We start from the raw sequence: 25,314 nt of genomic DNA, 5'->3' as shown, positions 1-25,314 counted from the left end.
ATCGTCTGCTTATTTTTTGATAAGCTTCGTATTGTAAGTATTTTTATCATCTTTGATAGTGATCACATACATCCCTTTGATTAATGAAGCAACATTAATTCTTTGTCCATCAATCTGTCCTTCCTGAGCTAATCTTCCATCAGCAGTGTAGATTTTATAATCTGCTTTTCCTTTCAGATTTTTAACTTCTACGAAAGTATCTGCAGGGTTCGGGTAAATCGAAATTTCAGATGATTTTACATCTTTTGTTTCGTTTACAGCAAGAGTACCTGTAATTTTCACAGGCAGATCCATTACTGAACCACCTCCTGTTGTAATGTCTCCACATGCACTAGCTAAAGCACCAGTGTTATACTTGGTAACAATTCTCATTCTTAAAAGTTTGTCTCCAGCATATGTTGTTGAAGGTACTGTAAAGTTTTGCGCTCCAAAGCTCACACTTCCTGGAGGGACAAGTCCTGAAACAGTAACTACTCTTTCAGATAGTTCAAATACTCCATTTCTATTGTAATCAATCCAAACAGAAACATTTAAAGGTACATTTGAGCTACTAAACGCTTGTCTTACCACAGGTGTAATGGTGTAGGCTGTTCCCTGAACCAGGTTAACAATCTTACTAGGATCCTCAGATAGATCTTTATATGATCTTAATGAAGGGTCGTCGTAAACAAGGTTAGATACTGTTATTTTTCTGATTGCTCCTACATAAGATGTTCCTGAGTTCATTAAACAGTAATCAATTCCAGTCTTTAAGCCGTTTGTCTTAAATATATAATTATTAGAGAATGTTCCAGGAACACTGTTTACAACAGCAGCAACCTGTACTTCATAATTTGTTTCATCTTCAAGACCTGTTAATATAACCGAATTTGTTGTACTTGTTGTATTTGACCAGTTTGAAGTTCCTTGTTTTCTATAGTTAACAGAATAAGATGCTCCAGGTACACTGTTCCATGAAACTCTTGCTGTTGTTTTAAATACTTCTGTATTTATTGTAGTAAGCCCTGTTGGTGCTGCAGTGGTAGAAGTAGGTGCATCTGCAACAGTAACCTGAGGAGAAACAGCATAGAAAACGTTACCAATAGATGATATTCTCAACTTAATTGGTGTTGTAATGGTGTTTGGCATCTGCACTGTAAAGCTACCTGTATTAGGAGTAGAAGCAACCAAATCTGTCCAGGTTGTACCGTTATCAGAAGTGTAATCTATCTTTACAGTAGGTGAATTGTAAGGAGCTGCATTTGTATTAGCTACTTCCCACTGAATAATGTTATTAGCATTTTTATAAAGTACTGATGATGAGGTAAGTCCGTTAAATTTAAAAGGCCCATCATTACCAATAACCGTATTAACTTCTGAAGAAGACAACATTGGTCTTTGTGCATTTTGATCTCTAACGGTTACAGCATAGCTCAAAGTCCTAGGAACATAAGATACAGTTTCCCAGTTTGGATTTGGATTATTTGCTGCGTCTGTTTTATTGGTAAGAATTCCATTCATCACTAGAGGAAGGCTTGGGAAATACCTTCTTCCACTAGCTGTTCCAAAACGGGATCTAGTCAAAGCACCCTGTGTATTGTATCCCCATCCTGTGTCTCCGGAAATTGAAGCTAGTCCGGTAACACTATTTGTTTGTTCCCAAGTATAATTAACTGCATCTCCTTCTGCATCTGTTGCTGATGCATCAAGATAATAAGCGGTTCCTTTAGGAACTGTATATGATGTAAGCGCTGCTATTACAGGAGGTGTATTATTAGTAATATTTTCTGATGTACCACATGTAGCAGGCTTACCTTCCAAATTTGTTAAAATCTGATCTACGGATTTGTAATGGAAATAGGCATCCGAAGACATTTGAACATTATCGCTTGTAATCCCTGCATATCCCATTATTGTAGTTCCTCCTCCTGGTTCTACATTAACATTACTTCCTTCCGATTTATTTGAAAATGTATGATTTCCTCCTAACTGATGCCCCATTTCGTGAGCAACATAATCGATATCAAAAGAATCGCCACTTGGAACGTTATTAGATGGCGAAGTAAATCCTGATCCCTTACCCGCAGGTACACTAGTGGTTGGATCGACACATATACAACCGATACATCCAGCATTTCCACCTCCTCCTGAAGCACCAAATAAGTGTCCGATATCATAGTTGGCATTGGTTACCTGAGCCGTCATAGCATTCTGAAGTTCCAGATTCCAAGCTCCATCTACACCATCATCAGCAATTGAATAAGGGTCTGTATTTGGATCTGTATAGATAATATTTGGGAAATTCTGAACCAATAATTTTATTCCAAAGTCTTTTTGAAATACTCCGTTCACACGGCTCATCGTATTGTTAATTGCAACCAATGCCGGAGCTCTCTTTTGATCATCTGTAGCTGTGGCTGGTACACCTGCCAAATTCATAAAGTATTGGGTATATTCTCCTGTAACAGAAATTGCTAATCTGTACGTTCTGAATTTTGTACTTGACGGTCGGCTTGTGATTCCTACATTAGAAAGAGTCTTTTTTCCATTGGCTTCTAATGACTTTATGTCTTTTAAGTTCTTTTCGTCCGTAGAGCATTCAAATCCGTGCTCGCTTTCTGTTCTTTTCGTTTTATAGAAAACACCATAAACCTGCTTATCTGTAGTAATAGGTTCTATAAACTGAAATTTCCCATCTTTGATAATCATCGACTGCATTTCAGTAGGTGCAGTACTGAATCTTACATATTTACCAGGATCATCTACTCCTACACCAACGTAAGAACCCAACTGGTATCTTTCTGCCATAGATTTTTCCATAACAGGATCACTATAAACAGCAAATTTTTCAATTTTTCCCTCCGCAGTTGGTAGAGATACAATAACCGCCTGAGCTCCTTTTCCAGTTTCTACAGCGTCTTTCAGAATATTCCTAAGAGACTGCAAATCAAACCTGTAAGAATACTGAACTTCTACTTCTTTTCTGATCTCTGATGTTCTTTGCGAGGCCGGTTCCCACCTCTGCGCATTAAAGCTGGACAGCCCAGCAGCCAATGCACAAACCAGTAAAATTCTTTTTTTCATAATTACCTAATTAATTTAGAATTAATAAACTTTAAATATCCGGCATAAAAATAAGAATTATAAACAATAACTCCATAAAAAAACCGGTTAATTTTAAAAAAATTAGCCGGTTTGATAAATATTATTCTTTTTTAGAATTATTTCTTTATTCCCATCTCAAATAAAGCAAATGATATAAGATCTGCATTTTCACTAATTACCTGATCTGTTGATCTTCCGGCTCCATGACCTGCATTTTTCTCAATTCTCAGTAGAATAGGATTTTTACATGCCTGTTTCTCCTGAAGTTCTGCTCCGAATTTGAACGAGTGTGCCGGAACTACTCTGTCATCATGATCACTGGTGATGATCATTGTAGATGGATAGCATGTTCCTGCTTTTACATTGTGTACAGGAGAGTAGGACTTAAGGTATTCAAACATTTCTTTGCTGTCCTCTGCAGTACCATAGTCGTAAGACCATCCTGCTCCGGCAGTAAATTTATTATACCTCAGCATATCCAAAACTCCTACTCCAGGGAAGGCTACTCTCGCAAGGTCCGGCCTCATGGTCATTGTTGCCCCTACCAGTAATCCTCCGTTTGATCTTCCTGACAACGCCATGTATTCTTTTGAAGTATAACCCTTGCTTTGAAGGTATTCTCCCGCAGCGATAAAGTCTTCAAAAACGTTTTTCTTCTGCTGTTTCGTTCCTGCATCATGCCATTTTTTACCATATTCACCGCCACCACGGATGTTTGGAACAGCATAGATACCGCCATTTTCCATCCAGATAGCGTTTACTACGGAGAATGATGGCTGCAGACTGATATTGAAACCTCCGTAAGAGTATAGAATAGTAGGATTTTTACCATCCAGCTTTGTTCCTTTCTTATAGTTGATCATCATAGGAACTTTTGTCCCGTCTTTTGACGTGTAAAATACCTGTTCTGAAACATAATCATCCGGATTAAACTTCACTTTAGGCTTTTGATAGACTTCAGATTTTCCTGAGTCTACGTTAAATTTATAAGTAGTTCCTGGTGTAATATAATTGCTGAAAGAGAAATAAACATCTTTCTCTTTTTCTTTTCCTCCGAATCCTGAAATATTTCCTTTACCGGGTAGTGTAATTTCTCTAACCAGTTTTCCTGTTTTATCAAACTGCTTTACCTGATCGATGGCATCAATCATATAAGTTGCAAAGAAATAGCCTCCCCCGGAAGAAATTCCCAATACATTTTCTGTCTGTGGAATAACATCTTTCCATGTTGCAGGAGCCGGATTAGCGATTGTAGTTTTTACAAGACGCATATTCGGGGCATCTTTATCGGTAAAAATGAAAAGGTCATCACCTTGTGTATCTACAATGTCGGCATTGATATCAAATCCGCTTACAATTTGTACAAAGTCTCCTCCTTTTTTCAGGTCTTTGATATATAATTCATTACCATTGGTTGCATTAGCTGCAGAAATGATAAGGTATCTCTGGTCTTCAGAAACACCAGCGCTCAGGTATCTTCTTGGTGTCTTTTCACCTCCGAAAATCAGTTTATCTTCAGACTGTTTTGTTCCCAATTTGTGAAAGTATACTTTATGCTTATCCGTCATTCCGGAAAGTACAGTTCCTTCTTTCGGTTTATCATAGCTTGAATAATAGAAACCTTCGTCTCCCTGCCATGAAATTCCACTGAATTTCACATCCAGTAAAGTCTCGTCAATTTGTTTCTTGGTAACAGCATCAATGATGATGATCTTATTCCAGTCACTTCCGCCTTCAGAAATAGAATACGCCGCAAGATTTCCTTTTTTGTTGAAAGAAAGATTGGAAAGAGAAGTAGTTCCTTTTTCTGAAAATTTATTAGGATCTAAAAATACTTCTGTAGCATTGGTCTTATTGTTTGTTCTGTACAAAACAGATTGCGCCTGCAGACCGTCATTTTTATAATAATAGGTATAATCTCCTTCTTTGAAAGGTGCTGAAATCTTTTCATAGTTCCAGATTTCCTTCAACTGATTTTTAATTTTATCCCTGAACGGAATTTTAGAAAGGTAATTCTGGCTGTAAGCTACTTCTTCGTCCACCCATTTTTTGGTAGGTTCGGAATCATTTTCCAGATCTCTGAAGGGATCAGAAACGGCGGTACCAAAATAGGTATCTGTCTGGCTTCCTTTTAACGCTTTAGGATAATTCATTTTCTGAGAATAAAAAGATGCTGAAAATAGTACTCCAGCCGTTAACAATATAGGTTTAAAATTCATACTGATCGGTTTTTCTCAAAAATACGTAAAGTATATGAAATAAAAAAAGTCCCGTTATATCGGGACTTTCTATTCTTTATGATCTTATAGAGTTATTCATTGGCTCCGAAGCTTTCAAAATAAAAATCGGTAAGGTTGGAAACAATCTCATCCGGGCTTCCGTTCCAGTAATATATTTTATCACCTTCTTTCAGTTCGTATAAGCTGAATTTCTGATCTGTCGTAACGGTTTTATCAGCCTTTTTAAAGTCCTGAACTGCCTGAATTAAATATTTTTTAAGGTCTTCCGTTTTTATTTTTTTCAGATCTCCTTTGGGCCCCGAAGTCAGTTTTGATGGCACCAGGAAGCTTACGGAATAGTTTATTTCTGCAATTTTTTGCCCTTCAACATATTCATTCGGAACTACTTTTAAGTCTTTAACGGTAAGTTTTCCGGTTTTAAAGTTTCCAAACATAGCTTTGAAATAATCTTCAGCTTCTTTTTTACAATCTGCGGCCGTAGATTTAGGGAAAGCGGCGAGAAAATTATCTACACTGCCATTGATCATTTCCTGTGAAGTTTCTTTAAAATCCACCTGATAAGCAGTCTGTCCGTCTACTGTAGGTTTTAAATAATCATTAAGTTTATTCAATGCTGTGTCATCATTATTCACAAAAGTTCCAAAGAAGAGTTCAAAGGCTTCTTTAGGTTTTTTTACTTCTGTCTGCGCCATCAGCTGCTGTCCCATCACGGTAAGCAGCAGCAGGAAAATAATTTTGTAGTTTTTCATAGTTAATATTTTGTTTTGTTATTGGAAAAAACAAAGCCCCTGAAAAGTCAGAGGCTTTGTTTTTATTGATTGTAATTTTAATAATTCTCTTCTTCCCCTTTCATCTTCTCTGCATTTTCTGCCATGATTACTGCATCAATCATTTCAGAAATATCACCATTCATATAGGCGTCAAGGTTGTACATAGACTTATTGATTCTGTGGTCTGTAACTCTACCTTGCGGGTAATTGTAGGTTTTAATTTTTGCAGAACGGTCTCCTGTAGATACCATAGACTTACGCTGTGCTGCAATATCTCCCTGCACTTTTTGCAATTCGATATCGTATAATTTTGTTCTCAGCATTTCCATTGCCAACTCACGGTTAGCGAGCTGAGAACGAGCCTGCTGACAAACCACAACAAGTCCTGAAGGCTTGTGGGTAAGCTGAACTTTCGTTTCAACTTTGTTTACGTTCTGACCTCCGGCACCTCCTGAACGGGAAGTCTGCATTTCAATATCTGCAGGATTCAGTTCGAAATCTACTTCTTCAGCTTCAGGAAGAACAGCAACGGTAATGGCAGAAGTGTGTACTCTTCCCTGAGATTCTGTTTCAGGTACACGCTGCACACGGTGAACTCCGGATTCAAACTTCATGATTCCGTAAACACCTTCTCCTTCCACTTTCATGATCAGTTCTTTGTACCCTTTTGCAGCTTCATTAGAATCTGTCACTTCATGTCTCCATCCTTTTGTTTTGAAATACATGGTATACATTCTGTAGATATCTTCCACGAAGATAGCTGCCTCATCACCTCCTGTTCCGGCACGTAATTCTACGATAACGTTTTTGTCATCGGCAGGATCTTTAGGGATCAGCAATACTTTCAGCTCTTCTTCCAATCCCGGAAGTTTAGCCTGAGATTCCATTTTTTCTTCTTTAGCCAGATCTACCAGATCTCTGTCTGAACCATCTGCAATGATTTCTTCAGATTCTGCGATACTGTCCAAAGCGCCTTTGTACTGGTCATAAACTCTTACAATTTTTCCCAAATCACTATATTCTTTGTTCAAAGAAGAATATCTTTTTTGGTCTGAAATGACATCAGGCTGTATAATAAGGTCTGCCACCTCATTATATCTTTGTTTTATAGCTTCTAATTTTGGAATTAATGATTTAGACATTGTAGAAATTTTGTGGGTGCAAAGATAAGGATTATTAATTCAAAATTAAAATTCCGAATCATCATAAATTTTTGAGCATTAGGGGTAAAAGGGCAAACAGTAAAAAAAACTTTCTGACTTATCCTTTTAATCAATACTAGAGATTAATGATTAACAAAGGCTTTCTTATTGAAAACCCTTCCAGAGGCTCAGGGTGACAAGCCGAATACCAACCCAAATTTTTGAGCATTGTCAGACTGAGCCTGTCGAAGCTATTATCAATAAAAGGGATAGGCGAAAAACTTAATTATAAAATGGTGTATGATATTGAATTCAGACTCTAAGATCTTTTGGAGAGTCTTCTGTCTATTACATATAAAATAATTCCTACTGCAATAATTCCTAATCCTATCAGGCTTTCTTTAGGATTATGAATGAATGTAAAATAAAGGATATACATACTGAATAACAGAAAAACAGCCGGAAAAATATGAAAAGCATTAGATTTAAAGATTTTCCTGTCTTTTTTCTTCAGGAAGAAAACCGTTGAGATTGCAAGACTTGCGAAAAGCTGTAAAATAAAAGCAGTATACACAAAAATTTCTTTAAAGCTTCCCGTTAAAATAATGATGGCTGCAATCACGGCATGGGTAAAAACAGCTTTTACCGGAATTCCTTTTTCGTTTCCTGCAGATAAGGGTTTCCAGATGTAGGTATATTTTGCAAAAGCCTGTGTTAATCTTGAGCCTACCCACAAGTATCCGCTTATGGTTGCCACCAGCTGCAGGGCAATAAAAATATTGACAATCTTTCCGAAAGCCGGCCCCAGCATATTGACCGCTGCTTCTCCCATCACATCTTCTTTTCCTGCCAGCTGATTGACAGGTGCGTGTTTCAGCATAATATAATTCACCAGAATATAGCTTACCGTCACAAAAACAGTTCCTATGATGAGTGATTTGGGGAGGTTTTTCTGAACATCTTTTATTTCTCCGGCGATATAGGATGCGGAATTCCAGCCAGTGTAGGAATAGGTCACAAATACCAGGGAAGTCGCAAAGGCAGGAAGCATAATCTCATTCTGCCAGCTGTCACTGAAATTAAGACTATTGCCCATCTGTGGTGAATTTGAAATCCCTACTCCAAGAATAACCAGTACAATAATAAAAGCTATCTTAATGAAGGTAAAAAAGTTATGAAACCTGCTGGATGTTTTCAAGCTAAATGAAAGTGCGGCCGCAACCAGAAAGATCACAGCTATCGCAAAACCGTTTCCGAAGCTATAATCAAATACCGAAAGATATTTTGACATAGCCAAAGCTGCCAGCGCTACGGGAGAGGAAAATCCTATGATGAGTGAAATCCAGCTTATGAGATATCCGAATATGGGATGATAGGTTTCTTTGAGATAAATAAAATCGCCTCCGTTTCCTTTAAAATGGGAACCCAGTTCTGCGTAACAAAAAGCCCCGAACAAAGCGAGTACTCCTCCGATACTCCACAGCAGGAAAATGCTGTAGGTATTGGTAATATCAGAAAGCTGAAATCCCAGGGTGGTAAAAATTCCGGTTCCGATCATATTGGAAACGACAATGGCTGCGGCTGTTTTCCAGCCAATCTGATGTGAGGCAGTACTCATTTAATGATTAAAAGTTAAAATTAAGCCTTCCGAAGAAATAATTCCCCAAAGTTCCCATCTGCACCGGCGCATATTTGAATACTCCATAATATGAATTTTTATAAATCTGACGGTCCGGGAAGACATCAAATACATTGTTGGCACCTACGGTAAAATTGATATTTTTGTTGATATCATACCCAACGCTGATGTCTGTTACAACTTTTGGAGAAAACTCCTGCACGTCTCCAAAAGGATAACCATCTCTTATTACTTTACCAAAATAGGTATTTCTTACGAGAAAACTGAATTTCCCGATTCCATAATTTAATCCTAATGAAGCTTTTGTTTTTGGAGACAGAGTTTCAATGATATTGACCTGATCCGGGCCAAAAAACTGATCCTGAGGTGTTCCTAAGTTTTCAGGAAAATGAAAGTCTGTAATTTTTGTTTCCGTATAGTTTCCGGCAAGATTCATATTTAATTTTCCATTCCCAAGAATCCAGTCATAGGATACCACCATATCTACTCCTTTTGTTTCTGTGTCTATAGCATTGGCAAAAAAACGTCCGCTTTCTACCTTAAACTGATCTAATCTTGGATCTGTAATATTGCTGGTGATCACAATTCTGTCCTTTACTTTAATGAAATAACCATCTATTGTAATAAACAGTCCTTTTAATGGTTTTAATGTCAATCCTGCACTTGCATTGACAGAAGTTTCCTGTTTGAGTTTATCAAATCCCAGAATTTTAGCGGCTTCGCTATCGTTGCTGAATATTCCTTTGGTCACAATCTTTGAACCGGAATTAGAAATATCCGCATAGGAATTATTGAAATACTGCTGCTGAAGGGAAGGCGCTCTGAAGCCTGTTCCTACCGCTGCCCTTATTGCATAATTTTTTACAAACTCATATCGTAGCGCAAGTTTTCCATTCAAGGTATTTCCGAAATCCGAATAATTTTCAAACCTGGCAGCGGCGTCAATATTGAGTTTTTTATCTAAATCATAAGAAATATCTGCATATACTGCGGTGGAATGTCTGTCTTTCTTCAAGGCATTATTGGGAGAAAATCCGATAAAGGATTGAGATCCGCCTGCTCCCAACACTGTAGATCCTTCAGTGGCAACGTTTCCATTGACGTCATATTGGGTATAAGAACCTTCATCACCCGCTTTGATCTGGTATTGCTCAAACCTGAATTCACCCCCGAAAGCAATATTAAAACGGTTTATATTCTTGGAAACATCAAGATTCACCGTATTCTGAAGGAAGCTGTGTGCTCCGCCATAAAAACCTGTTGGTGATTTTGCTCCCAGGGAAGCATTATTGGTATGGCTTACATTATAATTGAAGGTATTGCTCCCGAATGTATTACTTACATCGAATAGCCAGTCATTCATATTATATTTTGCTCCTACAGCATAAGAAATATCATATACCTGAGATCCAAGAATTGCCTGAAACCCATTCGGGTAAATGGATGAAACCACATTAGACTTTTCACTGGGAAGTCTTCTGAAACCAAACCCTTCTCCTTCTTTAATACTGAAACCTCCGAAAGAATAGAGTTTAAAATTATCATTAAAAGGATATTCTGAATTGAAAAAAAGCTGTCCCTGCCTGATCTGGGCATCTCCGATCTGAAAATTAAAATCGTCACGCGTTAATCCTCTTTTTTCAATTTCTGCATCATCCGCAGCCCTGGCAGCTTTTACGGCTTCAGAGTCACCTGCAAATTCATAAGCGAAATTATCTCCGAAAATATCCAGATCGTGATTTTGCGTTCTTGTGGTTTTTCCTCTGTGGCTTAATTGCAGGGAAAGATTAATATAACCTTCTTTCTTTCCTAATGAGGTTCCATAGTTAACTCCTGCCTGGTAAGTATCTCCATCATTTCTTCCGGTTAATCCGTAGGTAAGACTTGCCGAAGCTCCTGCATTTTTCTTAAGAATAATATTGATGACTCCCGCAATAGCATCAGAGCCATATTGTGCGGCGGCTCCGTCTCTCAGGACTTCAATCCGGTCAATAGCAATAACCGGAATAGCGCTCAAATCTGTTCCTACAGAGCCATTTCCGACGGTATTCTGATAATTCACCAAAGAAGTAGTATGTCTTCTTTTTCCGTTAAGCAATACTAAAACCTGATCAGGACCCATCCCTCTTAAAGTAACAGGGTCAATATGTTCGGTACCATCAGAAGCAGACTGTCTCACTGCATTAAATGAAGGGATCACATAATTCAGGAGATCCTGGGCGGTCATTTGCGGAGAACTTCTCTGGATCTTGTCGATATTGATAACATCTACAGGAACCGGCGTTTCCAGCTTTGTTCTTTTAACATTTCGGTTTCCGACGATGATGATATCTTCGATCTGTTTTCCTTTTTCCTCACTTTCCTGAGCAGCTACGAGAATTGCTCCAAGCAATAGTACAGCTGTGATTAATTTTTTCATGTTATTCCTGCCAATTAATAATACGGACCTGACGGATCTTTCCGCAGATACACAAGACTTCAAGAAATGGAATTCATATAGAGTATTGACTTCACTTATCTCCCCCAAAGGGTTGGAATTAGCACCTTTACACTCTGGAACCGTGCAGGTTGCTAAGGTTTCACCGGGCCAAATCCCTCCACCTTTCTTGATAAATCTACTGCAAAAGTAGACTATTTTTCTGAACTTACAAAAAAAGGCAAATCTGCTGATCTGCAAATTTGCCTTTATTATTATTCTATGTTTTAGCTTATTGAATCATCATCTTTTGAATGGCTATTCCTGTATCTGATTTCAGCTGTACAAGATACGTTCCTGCCGGATAATTAACCTTCATATTATAAGCTCCATTCTCTTTATCCAGTTTGTAAGTATCCAGTTTTTTACCCGTCATATCAAAAATTGAAATCTCTCCGTTTTTTGCTTTACTGAAAATGAGTTTAGCGATTCCGTTCCGAACCGGATTATCTGCAATCTGAAGGGATAGCTTGTTGACTGCATTGGTATCTACAGTTGACAAAGCGCCCGCATAATTTCCAAAGATTCTGAATTCTCCAGGTTGTAAAGTGATTGGAGCTGTTGTGGAGGCTACATTTGAAATACTGTTGTCCATCAGATTCTGCCATTGACCTGTGTAAGGAAAATAAGGCACGACATTCTGTGCGGAAGTAGTATAATTAGCCAATACAACAACATTCTTTATTCCTGTTGTAATAGCTGCATCATATACATAAATTCTTGTAATGAGACCATTAGGATCATTCGTAAGGTTATTGGATTCTATACTGTAGGTTTTAGATTTAAAAACCGGATAGGTATTTCTGATATTGATGATTTTAGCCCATGTATCATAAACAGCCTTTCTGTTCGCATTGGTATCATATCCTAAAGTGAATGCCACAGGTTTTTCATCGGTTCTGCATCCGTTGTCTATGGTACCGTTTGCACATCTGTTGATGCTGAATTCATATCCTAATTCTCCAAACTGCCAGATCATTTTCGGACCTGGAATAGTAAAGAAAGTTGCCCCGAAGGTTTTCATTCTTTCAAGAGCGGTATTCAGGTCTTTCACATTGTAACTTCCGTTTATAGCACCATAGGCAAGATTTTTAAACATCAGTCTCTCTTCATCATGGCTTTCTCCATAACCTACAGCACTCATATTGGTGAAGCCGTGAAGACTGTGATTCATACGGTCGTAGTTGCTGTTTTCCTTATATCCCATCGTATTCTGATTGTAAGGATCTGTCTGCTTATTCCAAAGCATAACACCTTTTCCTTCTGCTATTCTGTAGTTGGCCCATTGCTGTTCTTCCGCATCTGTTCCCAAATGTTCAAAGATCATATAAGAGTTGGGATCAATAGCCCATTGCCTGTCTGCGTAATGCTTCATAATATCCACTCTGTCCTGCTGATAGGCATTGGTACAGGCTTCATCATTTTCGGAACAGCTTTGTGTAAATCCTTTTGTCAAATCCCAGCGGAATCCGTCTATGTGATATTCAGTCAGCCATTGCTCAAGACATCTCTCAACGTAATATTGCGTTGAAAGGCTTGTATGGTTAAAATCATTAAATACGTTGTATGAATGTTTCGGAACCTGATTGAAGTAAGGATTGTTGGCCGCAACATCTCCATAGCCATCGCCATCCGGATCTACATTCCAGAGTCTTACCAGAGGAGAACGTCCTGTAGCGTGATTAAATGCTACATCCAGAATGACTGCAATTCCGTTCTGATGGCATAGATCTACAAATTCTTTGAATTTTTCGGGAGTTCCATACGCTTTGTCCAATGCATAATGGAAGGAAGTATTGTATCCCCATGAAAGATTTCCATCAAATTCCATGATGGGCATTAATTCTATGGCATTAATTTTTAAGTTTTTTAAATAAGCAATTTTATCGATCAATGACTGCCAGTTCTTTTCCTGTGTAAAGTCTCTCAATAGTAATTCATAGACTACAAGATCCTGTTTCGCAGGTCTTTGAAAATTGGTAACCTGCCAGTTATAAGCGGTCTGACCTGTTTTAAATGTTGACACTTCAAAGCCCTGTCCGGCAGGAAATGCAGGCAAGTTTGGATAGGTAGAAGCCGAAATCCATGGATCATCATAGGAAGATAAGATTTGCGGCGAATAGGGGTCTGCTACTTTTCTTAAATCATTGGTTCTGTATTGGAAAGTATTGAGCTGCTGAGGGGTAATTCCATTGAGCTCAATCCAGTACAGATCAGGATTTGTGGTATCTTTATTCATCAGATATGTATCATTCACCGTCCAGTTATTGAAACTTCCTATAACATGTACAAAACTTTTCCCCGGAGCATATAAAGCCAATCCCACCCTGGTAGGATCTGCCGGATCATAATTAATTCCCTGCCTTATCCAGTTTGGTATTGACTGGGACACTACATTTCTTGGAACCTGCACAATGAATGCCGCAGCCTTGGAATTGGTTCCCTGTGTTGCCACAAGTTCCATACTGGCATCCTGAGTAACTGTATAACTGTAAGAATAAGATTGTGAAGGAGTTGTTGTAGAATTGATAACAGTTCCGTTTGCTTTTAACTGAAATGTTGCATTGGTACTGGTTGTAGCAGTAATAGTAATGGAATTTCCTACAGGAACTGAAGTGAGGCTGTTCACTAATGGATTTGTAAGCGTTAAGCTTAAAGTACCTACGTTTACAAAAATATCAGGTAAAGTCTGGTGTGATCCCGTCTTATCTTTTAATAAAAAACCAAACCTTCCGATCCCTGTTCTTCCAAAGAAAGCTGTGGGAGTAAAAGTAAGTGAATAACTGTCTGTTACCGCATTATAATTCAGCTTATTCAGGTCATTGGAATTGTTCCAGCTTCCATTGGTAGGACAATCCTGACTATTCTGATAATTGGTATCAAACGACCATGTCCAGATGTAAATGGCATTATTGGAAACTCCCCATGCAGATTCGTCAATCTGATCTCCCGGAACCGTAAGCGTAACAGCATCAGATTCATTGAATGGATTGGGAGAAATCGTATAATTGATCTGCCCGAAAACACTCAATGTAATCAGCAGAAAAACAACAGAATAAAACTTTTTCATTTATTATTTTTTATCGAATATAGTATAAATTTTTCTTCATAACGAGTATTTTCATCGCTGTACATCAAATATTTCATTTACAGAAGAAAAAAAACTTTACGCGGCCCTTCAAAAACAAATTCGAATATCTCCGGAAAGTCTGAGAAATAATAAATAGAAAAACCGCTTAATTGCTTAAGCGGTTTATATATGTTGTTTTGCTTTGATATTACTTTTTCAGAATTCAGGTGAAAAAGCAATGACAATCAATTAATGATGATGTCCGTGATCGTGAAGGAAAGGTCCGTTTCCTTTAGGCTCGCTATAGATAACTTCTACACCTTCCTGCTCAGAAATAAGCTTTCTTCTGATATCTTCAGGGTCGAAAGGCTTTACTTTTCCGAAATACTCTTTCAAACCTTCAGTTAGCCACATTGGGATTACTAATCCGAAGAACATGAAAATACACCAGAATCCTACTAAGAACATAGTAATGAAGAATATAGTCCAAAGGAACTGGTAGAACGGCCAAAATGCTGATAATATCGTTATCATTCTCTTAAAGATTTTAGGCAAAAATAGAACTTTTTTCCTTTTTACACAAAAGATCAGCGTTCTATTTTGTTATTTATTTTAATTTTAAACTAATTAGTGGGCAAGATCTGCGAAGAAATCGTTGCCTTTATCATCGGTAATGATGAATGCAGGGAAGTCTTTTACTTCAATTTTTCTTACGGCTTCCATTCCTAATTCAGGGAAGTCTACAACATCTACAGATACAATATTGTCTTTGGCAAGGATGGCGGCCGGCCCTCCGATAGATCCAAGATAGAAACCTCCGTATTTTCCGCAGGCATTGGTAACATCTTTACTTCTGTTTCCTTTTGCCAGCATGATCATACTTCCGCCATGGCTTTGGAATTCGTCTACGTAAACATCCATTCTTCCGGCAGTAGTAGGTCCGAAACTTCCTGAAGCCATTCCTTCCGGAGTTTTTGCAGGCCCTGCGTAATAAATTGGGTGGTTTTTGAAATATTCCGGCATTGGTTTCCCGCTGTCGATAATTTCTTTAATTTTTGCGTGAGCGATATCTCTTGCTACGATTAATGTTCCGTTCAGTTTTAATCTGGTTTTGATCGGATATTTGGAAAGTTCAGCAAGAATTTCCGGCATTGGCTTGTTAAGGTTAATTTCAACAGCTTCTTCCAGGTGTGGAGGAGTATCAGGTAAGAATCTTTTCGGATTCTGTTCCAATTGCTCAAGGAAAATCCCTTCTTTTGTGATTTTCCCTTTGATATTTCTGTCTGCAGAACAAGAAACTCCCATTCCTACAGGACAGGATGCTGCGTGTCTTGGAAGTCTGATTACTCTTACGTCATGCGTAAGATATTTTCCTCCAAACTGTGCTCCGATGGCACTTTCCTGGCAGATTTTCTGAACTTTTGCTTCCCATTCAAGGTCTCTGAAAGCCTGTCCGGCTTCATTTCCTTCTGTAGGAAGATTGTCATAATATTTTGCTGACGCTTTTTTAACAGCTGCAAGATTGGCTTCTGCTGAAGTTCCTCCGATTACCAATGCTAAGTGATAAGGCGGGCATGCAGCCGTACCAAGGTCTGAAATCTTTTCTTTGATGAATTCTTCAAGAGATTTTTCGTTCAGTAAAGATTTTGTCTTTTGATACAAGAATGTTTTGTTGGCAGAACCTCCACCTTTTGTTAAGAATAAAAATTCGTAGTAATCTCCTTTTTTAGCATAGATATCAATCTGTGCAGGAAGGTTAGATCCTGAATTTTTTTCATCAAACATCGTCAAAGGAACCACCTGGGAATATCTTAGGTTTCTTTTCTGATAGGTATTGAAGATTCCTTTGCTCAGGTATTCACCATCATCTACTCCTGTGTAAACATTTTCTCCTTTTTTCCCCATTACAATTGCTGTACCTGTATCCTGACATGAAGGAAGAGCTCCCTCTACAGCTACTGCAGCATTCTGCAAAAGGTTATAGGCAACAAATCTATCATTATCGGTAGCCTCAGGATCATCAATGATTCTTCTAAGGCTTTCCAGGTGTGAAGAACGAAGCATGAAAGAAACATCTGCCATTGCTTCTTCAGCCAATAACTCCAGTCCTTTCGGATCAATTGTCAAAATTTCTCTGTCACCCAGTTTATCCACCTTTACATAGTCTGATGTAAGTTTTTTGTACACCGTATCATCTTTCTGAATAGGATACGGATCCTGATATCTAAAATCCATTCAATTTTTTTGTTTGTGCAAAATTAAGAATTATACTACTAAGAATCATTTTAGATTAGAACTTCTTTATTGCTGTTTTAATATCTTTAATATAGTCAGGCTTTAAATTGTACGACATTCCAAAGATACTTTCAGAGTAGATAATTTTTCCTGTTTTTGCTTCTACTATATTTAAAAATTTCCCGTTATTCATTCTCACATAACGGAAATAATAAATATCTTCATTATTCAAAATCTTTTCACTCAATGCATTGTCATCTATGTATTCATATTTAAATTCATATTTTGAAAATAAATCTGCCTTATCCTCTTCGCTCCGCTCCTTATCCTCAAGTTTATATAGATTGGGATTAAATTTGATTCCAATATAATTGGGCACATATAAAGTTGCTGTTTGAAGTTTTTTTAATTCAGGAGTTTTAAAAACATCGTACACACTACTCGCCGCTTTATCACTGATCCCTTTTTGAACAGATTGAAAATAATTTTTCAAAAACCCTGGTTTAAAATTAAAAAATATGTCTTCAGACTGTGCCAATTTAGAGGTTTCTTTAATTGAATTAGCGTATGATGACTGTACTAATTCCCCTTTTTGAAACAAATAAAATCCCCCTACATACTGTCTATACTTTTCAAATAAATCATAGTCCTCCTTCTTTTTGCTTTTGCTTAAAAATTTCTCAATTTCTTTCGTTTTTTCTTTCATATCGAATGTAAAAAAAGAAAAATAAGTATAGATAGATGTTGAGATATTTTTCTCCACTATCTTCCCATCCACCGTTGCAAATGAGTATTTATCACTCATGAAATCGGTAAGATCAGCTTCTCCGTAGAGAAATACTTTGTAAGGTGTGATCGTCCAGGTATCTTTTAAAATCTTTTCATAAACAGATTTATCATAAACAGGGGGGAAAACAAAAATCGTTTCAGAATTCAGGAATTGTGTAAAGTTTTTAGTTTCTACTTTACCCTTGTGATCTGTTACAGAGCTTCCTATTGCGACTTGCGCATTAAAAAAGATTGAGTAAACTAAAAATAGTAAACAAAGAAAATTTTTCATGTTATATAGTTTTTATTATGAAGTACCTCCATACTATTCCCTGCAAAAAATTTAGGATTTAAAATTTCTTACCTTTTGGGAAAATCCAAAAATACAATAAAAAACCATTATGAATACAGATATATTACCCATTTTAAGAACATGAGTAATATCAGTCTTCATTATTAATATTTATAATGGTTATAAATTGCATGATCCTGAGTTTATAAGTATCTTTATAGAAGCCAAATAAAATCAAACCGTTTTTTATTTCATTAAAGATTAATAATGTCAACAATTTTTAAGGCTTTAAAAATACAAGATCATACAAATTTCAACCACTATGAATTACAGAATAGAAAAAGACACCATGGGAGAAGTGCAGGTACCTGCAGATAAACTTTGGGGAGCACAGACGGAACGTTCAAGAAACAATTTTAAAATAGGCCCTGAAGGTTCAATGCCGCACGAAATCATTGAAGCATTTGCTTATCTGAAGAAGGCCGCAGCTTATGCCAACACGGATCTGGGAGTGCTTCCTGTGGAAAAAAGAGATATGATCGCGAAAGTATGTGATGAAATTCTGGAAGGAAAGCTTAATGACCAGTTTCCTTTGGTGATCTGGCAGACGGGCTCCGGAACACAGTCGAACATGAATGTAAATGAAGTGATTTCCAACAGAGCCCATGTCAATAATGGCGGAACATTAGGTGAAAAATCTGAAATTCATCCGAATGATGATGTGAATAAATCCCAGTCTTCGAACGATACTTATCCTACTGCCATGCATATTGCAGCGTATACAAAAGTAGTGGAAGTAACCATTCCGGCAGTGGAAAAATTAAAAAATACTTTGGCTGAGAAGTCAAAAGCATTCAAAGATGTTGTAAAGATCGGGAGAACCCATCTGATGGATGCTACTCCGCTTACTCTTGGACAGGAATTTTCGGGTTATGCAGCTCAACTGGAATTCGGGCTAAGAGCTTTAAAAAATACATTGCCTCATCTTTCTGAACTGGCTTTAGGAGGAACTGCTGTAGGAACAGGTTTGAATACTCCTAAAGGCTATGATGTAAAAGTAGCGGAATATATCGCTCAATTTACAAAACATCCTTTTGTTACTGCAGAAAATAAATTTGAAGCCCTTGCTGCACATGATGCCATTGTTGAATCTCACGGAGCGTTAAAGCAGCTGGCTGTTTCTTTATACAAAATTGCTCAGGATATAAGATTACTGGCATCAGGTCCACGTTCCGGAATCGGGGAAATTCATATTCCTGAAAATGAGCCGGGATCTTCCATTATGCCCGGAAAAGTAAATCCTACTCAGAATGAAGCAATGACGATGGTTTGTGCCCAGGTTTTAGGAAACGATACTACCATTTCATTTGCGGGGACTCAGGGAAACTATGAGCTGAATGTTTTCAAACCGGTGATGGCTTACAATTTCTTACAATCTGCCCAATTGATTGCTGATGCATGTATTTCTTTCAACGATCATTGTGCAGTAGGTATTGAACCGAATCATGAGAGAATTAAAGAACTGGTAGACAAATCTTTAATGCTTGTAACGGCTTTAAATACTCATATCGGATATGAAAATGCAGCTAAAATTGCAAAAACGGCCCATAAAAACGGGACAACATTAAAAGAAGAGGCTATTAATCTTGGTTTGTTAACTGCAGAACAGTTTGACGAATGGGTAAAACCTGAAGATATGGTAGGAAGCTTAAAATAATGATTCTATAACTGATACAATGCAAAAACTCCGGGAGCCTTTCCCGGAGTTTTTCATTTTGCTGTAAAAATCTATTTAATCTAATCCAATAGCCAGCCCGAATATCAGCGCTTTATCATTTTTGAAATAACTGTCTTTAAAGAAGTTGCTGAAATCTTTTTTCACAAACAGACTGAAGCTGTTGTATGAAAACGTAATCTGCGCTCCATAGACAAAAGGATTTACCTGATAATTTCCGCGGTCTCTTGTTTCGCCATCATTTCCTTTTACAATATTATTGGTGGACATTTTTACACCACCGTAAACATTCGCTCCCACCTTAAATCCGGTATAATAACTGCGGTATTGGATATCCATTCCGGCATTTTTAAGTTGAGAAAAATTATACTGCACTCCAAGAGGAACCATGATATATCCTGTTCTCAGCTTGCTTTTCTCAAGGTTTCCATTGTATTGTCCCAAAGCAACTCCCTGATCTGCACTTCTTGTAAACAACATATTATTATCTGCTCTTACCGTTCTCCATGAAAACCCTAATCCGGAAACAATGGCCCATGGGCTTGTTCTGCTGAGCTGGTAGTTCAGTTTCAGTCCAAATTCCAGATTATTGGCGTATCCTATATTTTTATCGAGTTCATTATCCGGAGAACTGTTTGTTAAAGTCATAATTCCGTAAGAGAAATATCCTGTAAAGCTTCTGCTGGGACGGAATTTTTTAAGCAATTTTTCTTTAAGCTCTTCTTTGGAAGTCACATCAGTGTTCAGGAGAGAATATCTTACCTGCTTCTGAATAACATCATCCAGATCGAATCCCAGCTCTTCAATTCTCTTATCCATTTTTTCGGAATAACGATCTGCGATCTTAGCTTTTTCTCTGTCAAAATCTGCTTTATCCAGGTTTTTCGCCCGTAGAACCAACAGTTCATCTTCCATCAGTTTTTTCTCTTCCTGAATAATGGTATTGATTTTTGCTGCATATTCTTCTACTTTTTCTTTTACAATGGGGCTTACCTCTGTATCTTTTTTAGAAGACAGATTAATATTGAAGGTCTTTTGTGCATAAAATGATGCTGAAAAAGAACATAGTAATCCCATTACGATTAATTTCTTGATCATAATATTAATTTTTAAATTTTTACGGATACATTATCTGGCATTCAGATCAATAGTAGTTGCCACATTACTTCCATCTTTTGTTTTTTCAATGACCTCTTTATGCTCTACTGAGAAAAGAAGCGTGGATGGGTCTACATATTTTTTCTTTTTAACCGGAGTTTTTAAAGAATCGGCCTTTGCCATAAGTTTAGGATTGGAAATCTGGGTGATATCCAATTTCTTCAAAGGAAGAGTTTCTTTAGGAATAGGTTGAGTCTGACCGATTGCCACCGGAGAAATCACTTCTTGTTTATCCTGGGAAAGTGTTTGTTTTCCTTCCTTTTTATTATTCTGAACTGCCAAAGGAACAATATTCTGAGCGGGAACTTTTATCATTTCTTCTGTTGTATTTTCTCCTGTTTCTTTTACAATTACCGGGCTGGTTTCTGAAGGTTGATTAAGAAAAAAAAGAGCGCTTCCCAAACTGAATGTCAAAATCAGACAAGCCGCTATTAAAAGCCAGTTCATTTTTGATCCGGAATGTGGATTATTGTTATTCTGAAGCTCAATTTCGGACCACAGATCCCTTGATGGAGTAATTTCTCTTTCCTCAATCTGCTTTTTGATCTGAAATTCAATAGTATCTTTAGACGTTTTCATTTTTCACTTTTTTTTGTTGTTGAAAATAGATCTTTCTTAATTTTTCTTTTGCTCTGAAGAGCTGTGTCTTGCTCACTGCAATTGAAATCTGCAAAGTATCCGCAATTTCCTGATGAGAATATCCTTCCAGCACATAGAGGTTAAAAACCATTCTGTAGGCATCAGGCAGCTGATCCAAAAGATCCTGCGCATTAAAATCACAATCAATCTCTGTATCATATACGTCTTCATGAAAAGACGGGTTGATCTCGTCCAGATAGAAAACTGTTTTATGACTTTTGATAAAGTTCAGGCATTCATTCACAACAATTTTTCTTGCCCAGCTATCGAGATTCGATTCTCCTCTGAAGCTTTCTATATGTTTAAAAATTTTACAGAATGCTTTTATGAGACAATCTTCCGCCTGATACAAATCGCTCACATAGCTTTTGCTTACACTCAGAAATTTCCTGACATTCTGTTCATAGAAAATCTTCTGTGCAGCCGGATCCTGTTTCTTCAGGAGGCTCAATAAATCATTCTTTTTATTACCGAACAAAAGTTTCATGCTTATATTGTTTCTATACTAAAGACAATCAAAACAAAAAAAGGTTACAAGTTTTGAAAAAAATTTTCGTTGAAGTATTTAATTAAAGAAAAAGCTGTCTTAGAATGAGACAGCCTTACATTTTATCCTGAAAATTCATCAAGCATATTTCTGGTAGGAACAAAGAAAAGCGTTCCTGTCACTGCTGTACTGAAATCTAAAATTCTGTCATAATTTCCCGGAGGATCACCAATAAACATATGGGTCAACATTTTTTTTGTTGTTGCAAATGTACTTGAATAGGCAATAAAATAGGTCCCGAACTCATTTGTAGAGGGATTTCCGAAAGGCATGTTATCTCTGACTATTTTCAGTTCTTCACCATTTTCACCCTCGATATTCGCCAATGCAATATGCGAATTTGATGGTTTTACAGCATCAGACATTTCAATATCATTTTCCTTTGATCTTCCGATTACCTTTTCCTGATCTTCTGTGGAAAGACTTTTCCAGGCATCCATCTTGTGAAGGTATTTCTGAACGAAAAGATAACTTCCTCCTTTATACTGGGGATCTTCATCTCCTATTTTTCCAAAATAATCACGGTCGTCTCCATGCGGATTTTCCGTTCCGTCTACAAAACCAAGAATGGAACGTGCATCCCAATATTTGAATCCGTGAACCTCCAGAATACTTTCTGCCACTGAGCTTAATAATTGGGAGATCTCAACAGCCATATCAAAAATCAGGCTTCTATTATCCGCTCTCAGGTGAAAATGAAGGTCTCCGGGAGTGGAAACAGCCGTATGTTTTATCCCTTTTATTTCTTCAAAATTCACTAATTCCTTTGGTGGAGGGGTTGGAAGTTCCAGTTTTTTCCATGCTTCTGCACCAATTCCCATGACACAGCTTGCCCTGCTGTCCGGAAAACGGTTAAACACTGAATTATTAAGATTTAAAACCAAAGCGCATAGTTCCTGAAAAACGCCTTTCAGCTGCGGGCTGTCATTAAGTTTCCAGACCATGAAAATGGTATTGCTGTTAGGATAATCTGTTACATTCTGTGATTCTATCGTATTCATACCTGTTTTTTTGTGGTATTAAATATCCGAAACTGCCACCTGATCTGCAAAATACTGTTCCAGATCTTTCAATGTTTCCGGATTGGTCTGAATATCTTTTACCAGAAGCCCTTTGTTCACCACCACGATTCTGTTGCAGACTTCTGTGGTATGGGAAAGATCATGGCTGGAAATAAGAAAAGTAACACCATCCTGTTTTGATAATTCCTTGATCAGGTTTTTAAGTTTGATCTGGGTAGACGGATCGAGGTTGGCAAAGGGTTCATCAAGAATAATAATCTCAGGATTTCCAATAATAGCTCCCACAATCCCTACTTTTTTCTGATTCCCTTTTGAAAGATCGCGGACATATTTCCCGGATTTCAGGATTTCACCATTGAAAAAATCATGGAAAGGCTTCAGGAATTCATCTACAGAAGACTTGTTCTGGCCTCTCAGCTCTCCGATGAAGTAAAAATATTCTTCCGGTGTAAGGTAACCAATGAGAAAGGTGTCGTCTACAAAGGCTGAGACTTTATTTTTCCAGGCTTCGGATTCATTGACTTTAATTCCATCAATGCTTACAAATCCTGTGGTAGCCTGAATCAGATCCAGCATGAGGCTGAAAAGCGTTGTTTTTCCTGCTCCGTTATTTCCTACGAGACCAAATGTTTCCCCATTGGGAATTTCAAGGTGTTCAATATTAAGAACGGTTGCTGTTCCGTATGTTTTGGATAAATTTTGTATGTTGATCATGGCTTAACTTATATTTTTAAATGCATCCAGTGTGCTGTATTTTTCTTTTTTGTAAAGTTTTACGATAATATCGAAGATTTTCTCTCTCAGGAAAAATCCTATAATCCCGATAATGGCAATACTGATTACTCCTCCGGTAATTCCCCACATATATTTTGTTAAGGCAAACACGCCCATCGGAAGAAGCATTTTAGGAATCAGCAGAAGCATGGCGATCATATTGAAGCTTCCTTTCTGTCCCAATCTTTTTTCTTTTGTATTAAGATCAATCTGAGTTTTATTGAAGGCTCCGGACCACAAGGTAAATTGAGAATTCACCCCTATATTGTATAATCCTGCGGCAAAAAATGTAACGTAGACTTCCCACCCAAAATAGGCATAACAAACAGCTATAATCACAGAAGCTCCTGTTACAATATTCATCAGCCACCATTTTGCTTTCAAATATTCTTTGTAGGGAACATTCAGAGTCATCATCAACGGATAATAGGAACTGTCAAAAGCAGGAACTCTCTGGCCAAACAGAAACTGAAAGCCTCCTGTTACAAAAAGCCCCATAAACATCATCATTGCCGGTGTTTTGTACATTGAAGAAGTAAACATCAGCAATCCGTAGAACAGAAACATAAAGCTGCCCAGCAAAATTCCTTTGGGTACTTTATTTCGTCTCAACATTTTAATATCATTATTGATGAATGTCCCGATAACGCCGTATTTATTCAGGAAGGCAATGTTTTCTGTTTTCCCGACTGTTTTCTTCGCTTCAAGCCCCTGATCCAGATAAAACTCATTACGAAGGTAACGGAAACAGATCCACCATAGTATCACGAACAAAACAACAGGGATCAGTACAAAGTATGGCTTTTCATAGAAACTAAAGAAAACCGACTCAGAATATGATAAAACCGGAACGATATTGTAATATGCCAAAGCTCCTATGCCAAGAAAACATACTCCTATCATCACTGCCAGGGTTTCTTTACCGTTGAAAATAATGTTGATAAAATTATTCAGGTATAACAATGAAATCACCCCTGTAAGCCATAATAACACTCCCAAAATACTATATCCATTGAACACAGCAATCAGTGAAAATGTAATAAAGAATAACGAACTCAGCCAGCTGAATGCGGAAAGAAAGGTCTTGGCCAGCATATAATTGACCAAGGTATTCTTCCGGATATTCATCGTTAGGAATGGTTTAATGTTCTGTGTGGGAATTTCCTGCCAGAGATATTTAAGGACAAGGTCAACAATCCAGGCGGCGATCATGAATTTTGAAACTACTTGTAAAGGATTTTGACGCATTTCCTCCTGAATGTAGAAAAAGGCAATAAACGCTCCGCCCACAAGACATCCTATAAAGTAGAGAATTCCTATGAAACGGAGAATCTTCATGGTCAGATTGATCCCTAAAGATGTACCACGAAAAAAGCTTTTGATTTCAAGCCTAAGGAACTTTAGAAACATATGTTAGTTTTTTTACATTAGTCAATATAATGTAGAATATGTTACAGATTTAATCGGAAGCAAAATAAATTTTCATAAAAGACGACACTATCCCACAAAGTGTGTAAGTTAAAAAGTCAGGGCTTGGATTTTATAATCTGAGCCTTTCTTCAAAAATAAGCATAAACTGGTTAAGAACAATACCCCAATTTTGAATTGGCATTGTCCATTTTTTAGTAGCTTCTTTTAAAGCGAGATACACTGATTTCATGACGGCATCATCTGTAGGAAAAGACATTTTGTTTTTGGTGTATTTTCTGATTTTTCCGTTGAG

Annotated in this window: 17 protein-coding genes, 1 pseudogene and 1 riboswitch; of the genes and pseudogenes, 1 reads left to right on the top strand and 17 read right to left on the bottom strand. The window is 37.5% G+C overall.

The genetic code is table 11. The features are described from left to right. Positions 1 to 9: 9 nt before the first annotated feature. The 10 genes from C8D70_RS13290 to C8D70_RS13245 form a co-directional block, all read right to left on the bottom strand. Positions 10 to 3,063 carry a reprolysin-like metallopeptidase gene (locus C8D70_RS13290; RefSeq protein ID WP_076595380.1) on the bottom strand — a complete coding sequence of 1,018 codons (3,054 nt, stop codon included), beginning with the start codon at positions 3,061 to 3,063 and terminating at the stop codon, positions 10 to 12. 137 nt (positions 3,064 to 3,200) lie between these two features. Next, complete coding sequence (locus tag C8D70_RS13285) at positions 3,201 to 5,303, bottom strand: prolyl oligopeptidase family serine peptidase (RefSeq protein WP_076595379.1); 2,103 nt, start codon at positions 5,301 to 5,303, stop codon at positions 3,201 to 3,203. A 92-nt stretch (positions 5,304 to 5,395) separates the two neighbouring features. Beyond that, entirely contained in the window at positions 5,396 to 6,073 is a 678-nt protein-coding gene (locus C8D70_RS13280; RefSeq protein WP_110367629.1) for a hypothetical protein, read from the bottom strand. A gap of 77 nt (positions 6,074 to 6,150) precedes the next feature. Further along, positions 6,151 to 7,236, bottom strand: a complete 1,086-nt coding sequence (prfA, locus tag C8D70_RS13275; protein WP_110367628.1) for a peptide chain release factor 1 — start codon at positions 7,234 to 7,236, stop codon at positions 6,151 to 6,153. A gap of 319 nt (positions 7,237 to 7,555) precedes the next feature. Beyond that, a complete protein-coding gene (locus tag C8D70_RS13270; RefSeq protein WP_110367627.1) occupies positions 7,556 to 8,854 on the bottom strand; it encodes an APC family permease in 1,299 nt (432 codons plus the stop codon). 7 nt (positions 8,855 to 8,861) lie between these two features. Continuing rightward, positions 8,862 to 11,294 carry a TonB-dependent receptor plug domain-containing protein gene (locus C8D70_RS13265; RefSeq protein ID WP_110367626.1) on the bottom strand — a complete coding sequence of 811 codons (2,433 nt, stop codon included), beginning with the start codon at positions 11,292 to 11,294 and terminating at the stop codon, positions 8,862 to 8,864. A 92-nt stretch (positions 11,295 to 11,386) separates the two neighbouring features. Then, a riboswitch (SAM riboswitch) is annotated at positions 11,387 to 11,491 on the bottom strand. 92 nt (positions 11,492 to 11,583) lie between these two features. Further along, positions 11,584 to 14,421 carry an alpha-amylase family glycosyl hydrolase gene (locus C8D70_RS13260; RefSeq protein WP_110367625.1) on the bottom strand — a complete coding sequence of 946 codons (2,838 nt, stop codon included), beginning with the start codon at positions 14,419 to 14,421 and terminating at the stop codon, positions 11,584 to 11,586. Positions 14,422 to 14,670: 249 nt separating this feature from the next. Next, a complete protein-coding gene (locus C8D70_RS13255; protein ID WP_170872059.1) occupies positions 14,671 to 14,955 on the bottom strand; it encodes a hypothetical protein in 285 nt (94 codons plus the stop codon). 93 nt (positions 14,956 to 15,048) lie between these two features. Next, positions 15,049 to 16,656: a fumarate hydratase gene (locus tag C8D70_RS13250; RefSeq protein ID WP_076595373.1), complete on the bottom strand. Its 1,608-nt coding sequence runs from the start codon at positions 16,654 to 16,656 to the stop codon at positions 15,049 to 15,051. 55 nt (positions 16,657 to 16,711) lie between these two features. After that, entirely contained in the window at positions 16,712 to 17,461 is a 750-nt protein-coding gene (locus C8D70_RS13245) for a hypothetical protein (protein WP_146212886.1), read from the bottom strand. Between the two features lie 577 nt (positions 17,462 to 18,038). Here C8D70_RS13245 and fumC point away from each other — a divergent pair. Beyond that, positions 18,039 to 19,433: a class II fumarate hydratase gene (fumC, locus tag C8D70_RS13240; protein WP_110367624.1), complete on the top strand. Its 1,395-nt coding sequence runs from the start codon at positions 18,039 to 18,041 to the stop codon at positions 19,431 to 19,433. Positions 19,434 to 19,508: 75 nt separating this feature from the next. Here fumC and C8D70_RS13235 read toward each other — a convergent pair whose 3' ends face one another. The 7 genes and pseudogenes from C8D70_RS13235 to C8D70_RS13205 form a co-directional block, all read right to left on the bottom strand. Then, positions 19,509 to 20,549 (bottom strand): porin family protein, encoded by a 1,041-nt coding sequence (locus tag C8D70_RS13235; RefSeq protein ID WP_076595370.1) that lies wholly within the window; start codon positions 20,547 to 20,549, stop codon positions 19,509 to 19,511. A gap of 30 nt (positions 20,550 to 20,579) precedes the next feature. After that, positions 20,580 to 21,188: a hypothetical protein gene (locus C8D70_RS13230; protein ID WP_110367623.1), complete on the bottom strand. Its 609-nt coding sequence runs from the start codon at positions 21,186 to 21,188 to the stop codon at positions 20,580 to 20,582. Beyond that, positions 21,175 to 21,735, bottom strand: a complete 561-nt coding sequence (locus tag C8D70_RS13225) for an RNA polymerase sigma factor (RefSeq protein ID WP_076595368.1) — start codon at positions 21,733 to 21,735, stop codon at positions 21,175 to 21,177. Before C8D70_RS13225 ends, C8D70_RS13230 begins: the two co-directional genes overlap by 14 nt. 122 nt (positions 21,736 to 21,857) lie before the next feature. Continuing rightward, positions 21,858 to 22,796 (bottom strand): Dyp-type peroxidase, encoded by a 939-nt coding sequence (locus C8D70_RS13220; RefSeq protein ID WP_110367622.1) that lies wholly within the window; start codon positions 22,794 to 22,796, stop codon positions 21,858 to 21,860. A gap of 18 nt (positions 22,797 to 22,814) precedes the next feature. Then, on the bottom strand, positions 22,815 to 23,531 hold the full coding sequence (locus tag C8D70_RS13215; protein WP_110367621.1) for an ABC transporter ATP-binding protein: 717 nt from the start codon (positions 23,529 to 23,531) through the stop codon (positions 22,815 to 22,817). 3 nt (positions 23,532 to 23,534) lie between these two features. Beyond that, positions 23,535 to 25,001, bottom strand: coding sequence for a DUF5687 family protein (locus C8D70_RS13210; RefSeq protein WP_110367620.1), 1,467 nt, complete (start codon positions 24,999 to 25,001; stop codon positions 23,535 to 23,537). Between the two features lie 130 nt (positions 25,002 to 25,131). Next, positions 25,132 to 25,314 (bottom strand): annotated as a pseudogene (locus C8D70_RS13205) (IS256 family transposase); the annotation flags it as partial.

Source organism: Chryseobacterium sp. CBTAP 102 (assembly GCF_003201365.1).
Taxonomy (GTDB): domain Bacteria; phylum Bacteroidota; class Bacteroidia; order Flavobacteriales; family Weeksellaceae; genus Chryseobacterium; species Chryseobacterium candidae.
The sequence above is the reverse complement of the archived record's forward strand: the minus strand, read 5'-3'. Positions and strand labels throughout refer to the sequence as shown.

Bases quoted from the DNA above. Each gene is read 5' to 3' on its own strand.
- C8D70_RS13250 (WP_076595373.1), bottom strand. From the start codon at position 16,656: ATGGATTTTAGATATCAGGATCCGTATCCTATTCAGAAAGATGATACG.
- C8D70_RS13230 (WP_110367623.1), bottom strand. From the start codon at position 21,188: ATGAAAACGTCTAAAGATACTATTGAATTTCAGATCAAAAAGCAGATT.
- fumC (WP_110367624.1), top strand. From the start codon at position 18,039: ATGAATTACAGAATAGAAAAAGACACCATGGGAGAAGTGCAGGTACCT.
- C8D70_RS13280 (WP_110367629.1), bottom strand. From the start codon at position 6,073: ATGAAAAACTACAAAATTATTTTCCTGCTGCTGCTTACCGTGATGGGA.
- C8D70_RS13270 (WP_110367627.1), bottom strand. From the start codon at position 8,854: ATGAGTACTGCCTCACATCAGATTGGCTGGAAAACAGCCGCAGCCATT.
- C8D70_RS13220 (WP_110367622.1), bottom strand. From the start codon at position 22,796: ATGAATACGATAGAATCACAGAATGTAACAGATTATCCTAACAGCAAT.
- C8D70_RS13225 (WP_076595368.1), bottom strand. From the start codon at position 21,735: ATGAAACTTTTGTTCGGTAATAAAAAGAATGATTTATTGAGCCTCCTG.
- C8D70_RS13260 (WP_110367625.1), bottom strand. From the start codon at position 14,421: ATGAAAAAGTTTTATTCTGTTGTTTTTCTGCTGATTACATTGAGTGTT.
- C8D70_RS13210 (WP_110367620.1), bottom strand. From the start codon at position 25,001: ATGTTTCTAAAGTTCCTTAGGCTTGAAATCAAAAGCTTTTTTCGTGGT.
- C8D70_RS13215 (WP_110367621.1), bottom strand. From the start codon at position 23,531: ATGATCAACATACAAAATTTATCCAAAACATACGGAACAGCAACCGTT.
- C8D70_RS13245 (WP_146212886.1), bottom strand. From the start codon at position 17,461: ATGAGTGATAAATACTCATTTGCAACGGTGGATGGGAAGATAGTGGAG.
- C8D70_RS13235 (WP_076595370.1), bottom strand. From the start codon at position 20,549: ATGATCAAGAAATTAATCGTAATGGGATTACTATGTTCTTTTTCAGCA.
- C8D70_RS13290 (WP_076595380.1), bottom strand. From the start codon at position 3,063: ATGAAAAAAAGAATTTTACTGGTTTGTGCATTGGCTGCTGGGCTGTCC.
- C8D70_RS13255 (WP_170872059.1), bottom strand. From the start codon at position 14,955: ATGATAACGATATTATCAGCATTTTGGCCGTTCTACCAGTTCCTTTGG.
- C8D70_RS13265 (WP_110367626.1), bottom strand. From the start codon at position 11,294: ATGAAAAAATTAATCACAGCTGTACTATTGCTTGGAGCAATTCTCGTA.
- prfA (WP_110367628.1), bottom strand. From the start codon at position 7,236: ATGTCTAAATCATTAATTCCAAAATTAGAAGCTATAAAACAAAGATAT.
- C8D70_RS13285 (WP_076595379.1), bottom strand. From the start codon at position 5,303: ATGAATTTTAAACCTATATTGTTAACGGCTGGAGTACTATTTTCAGCA.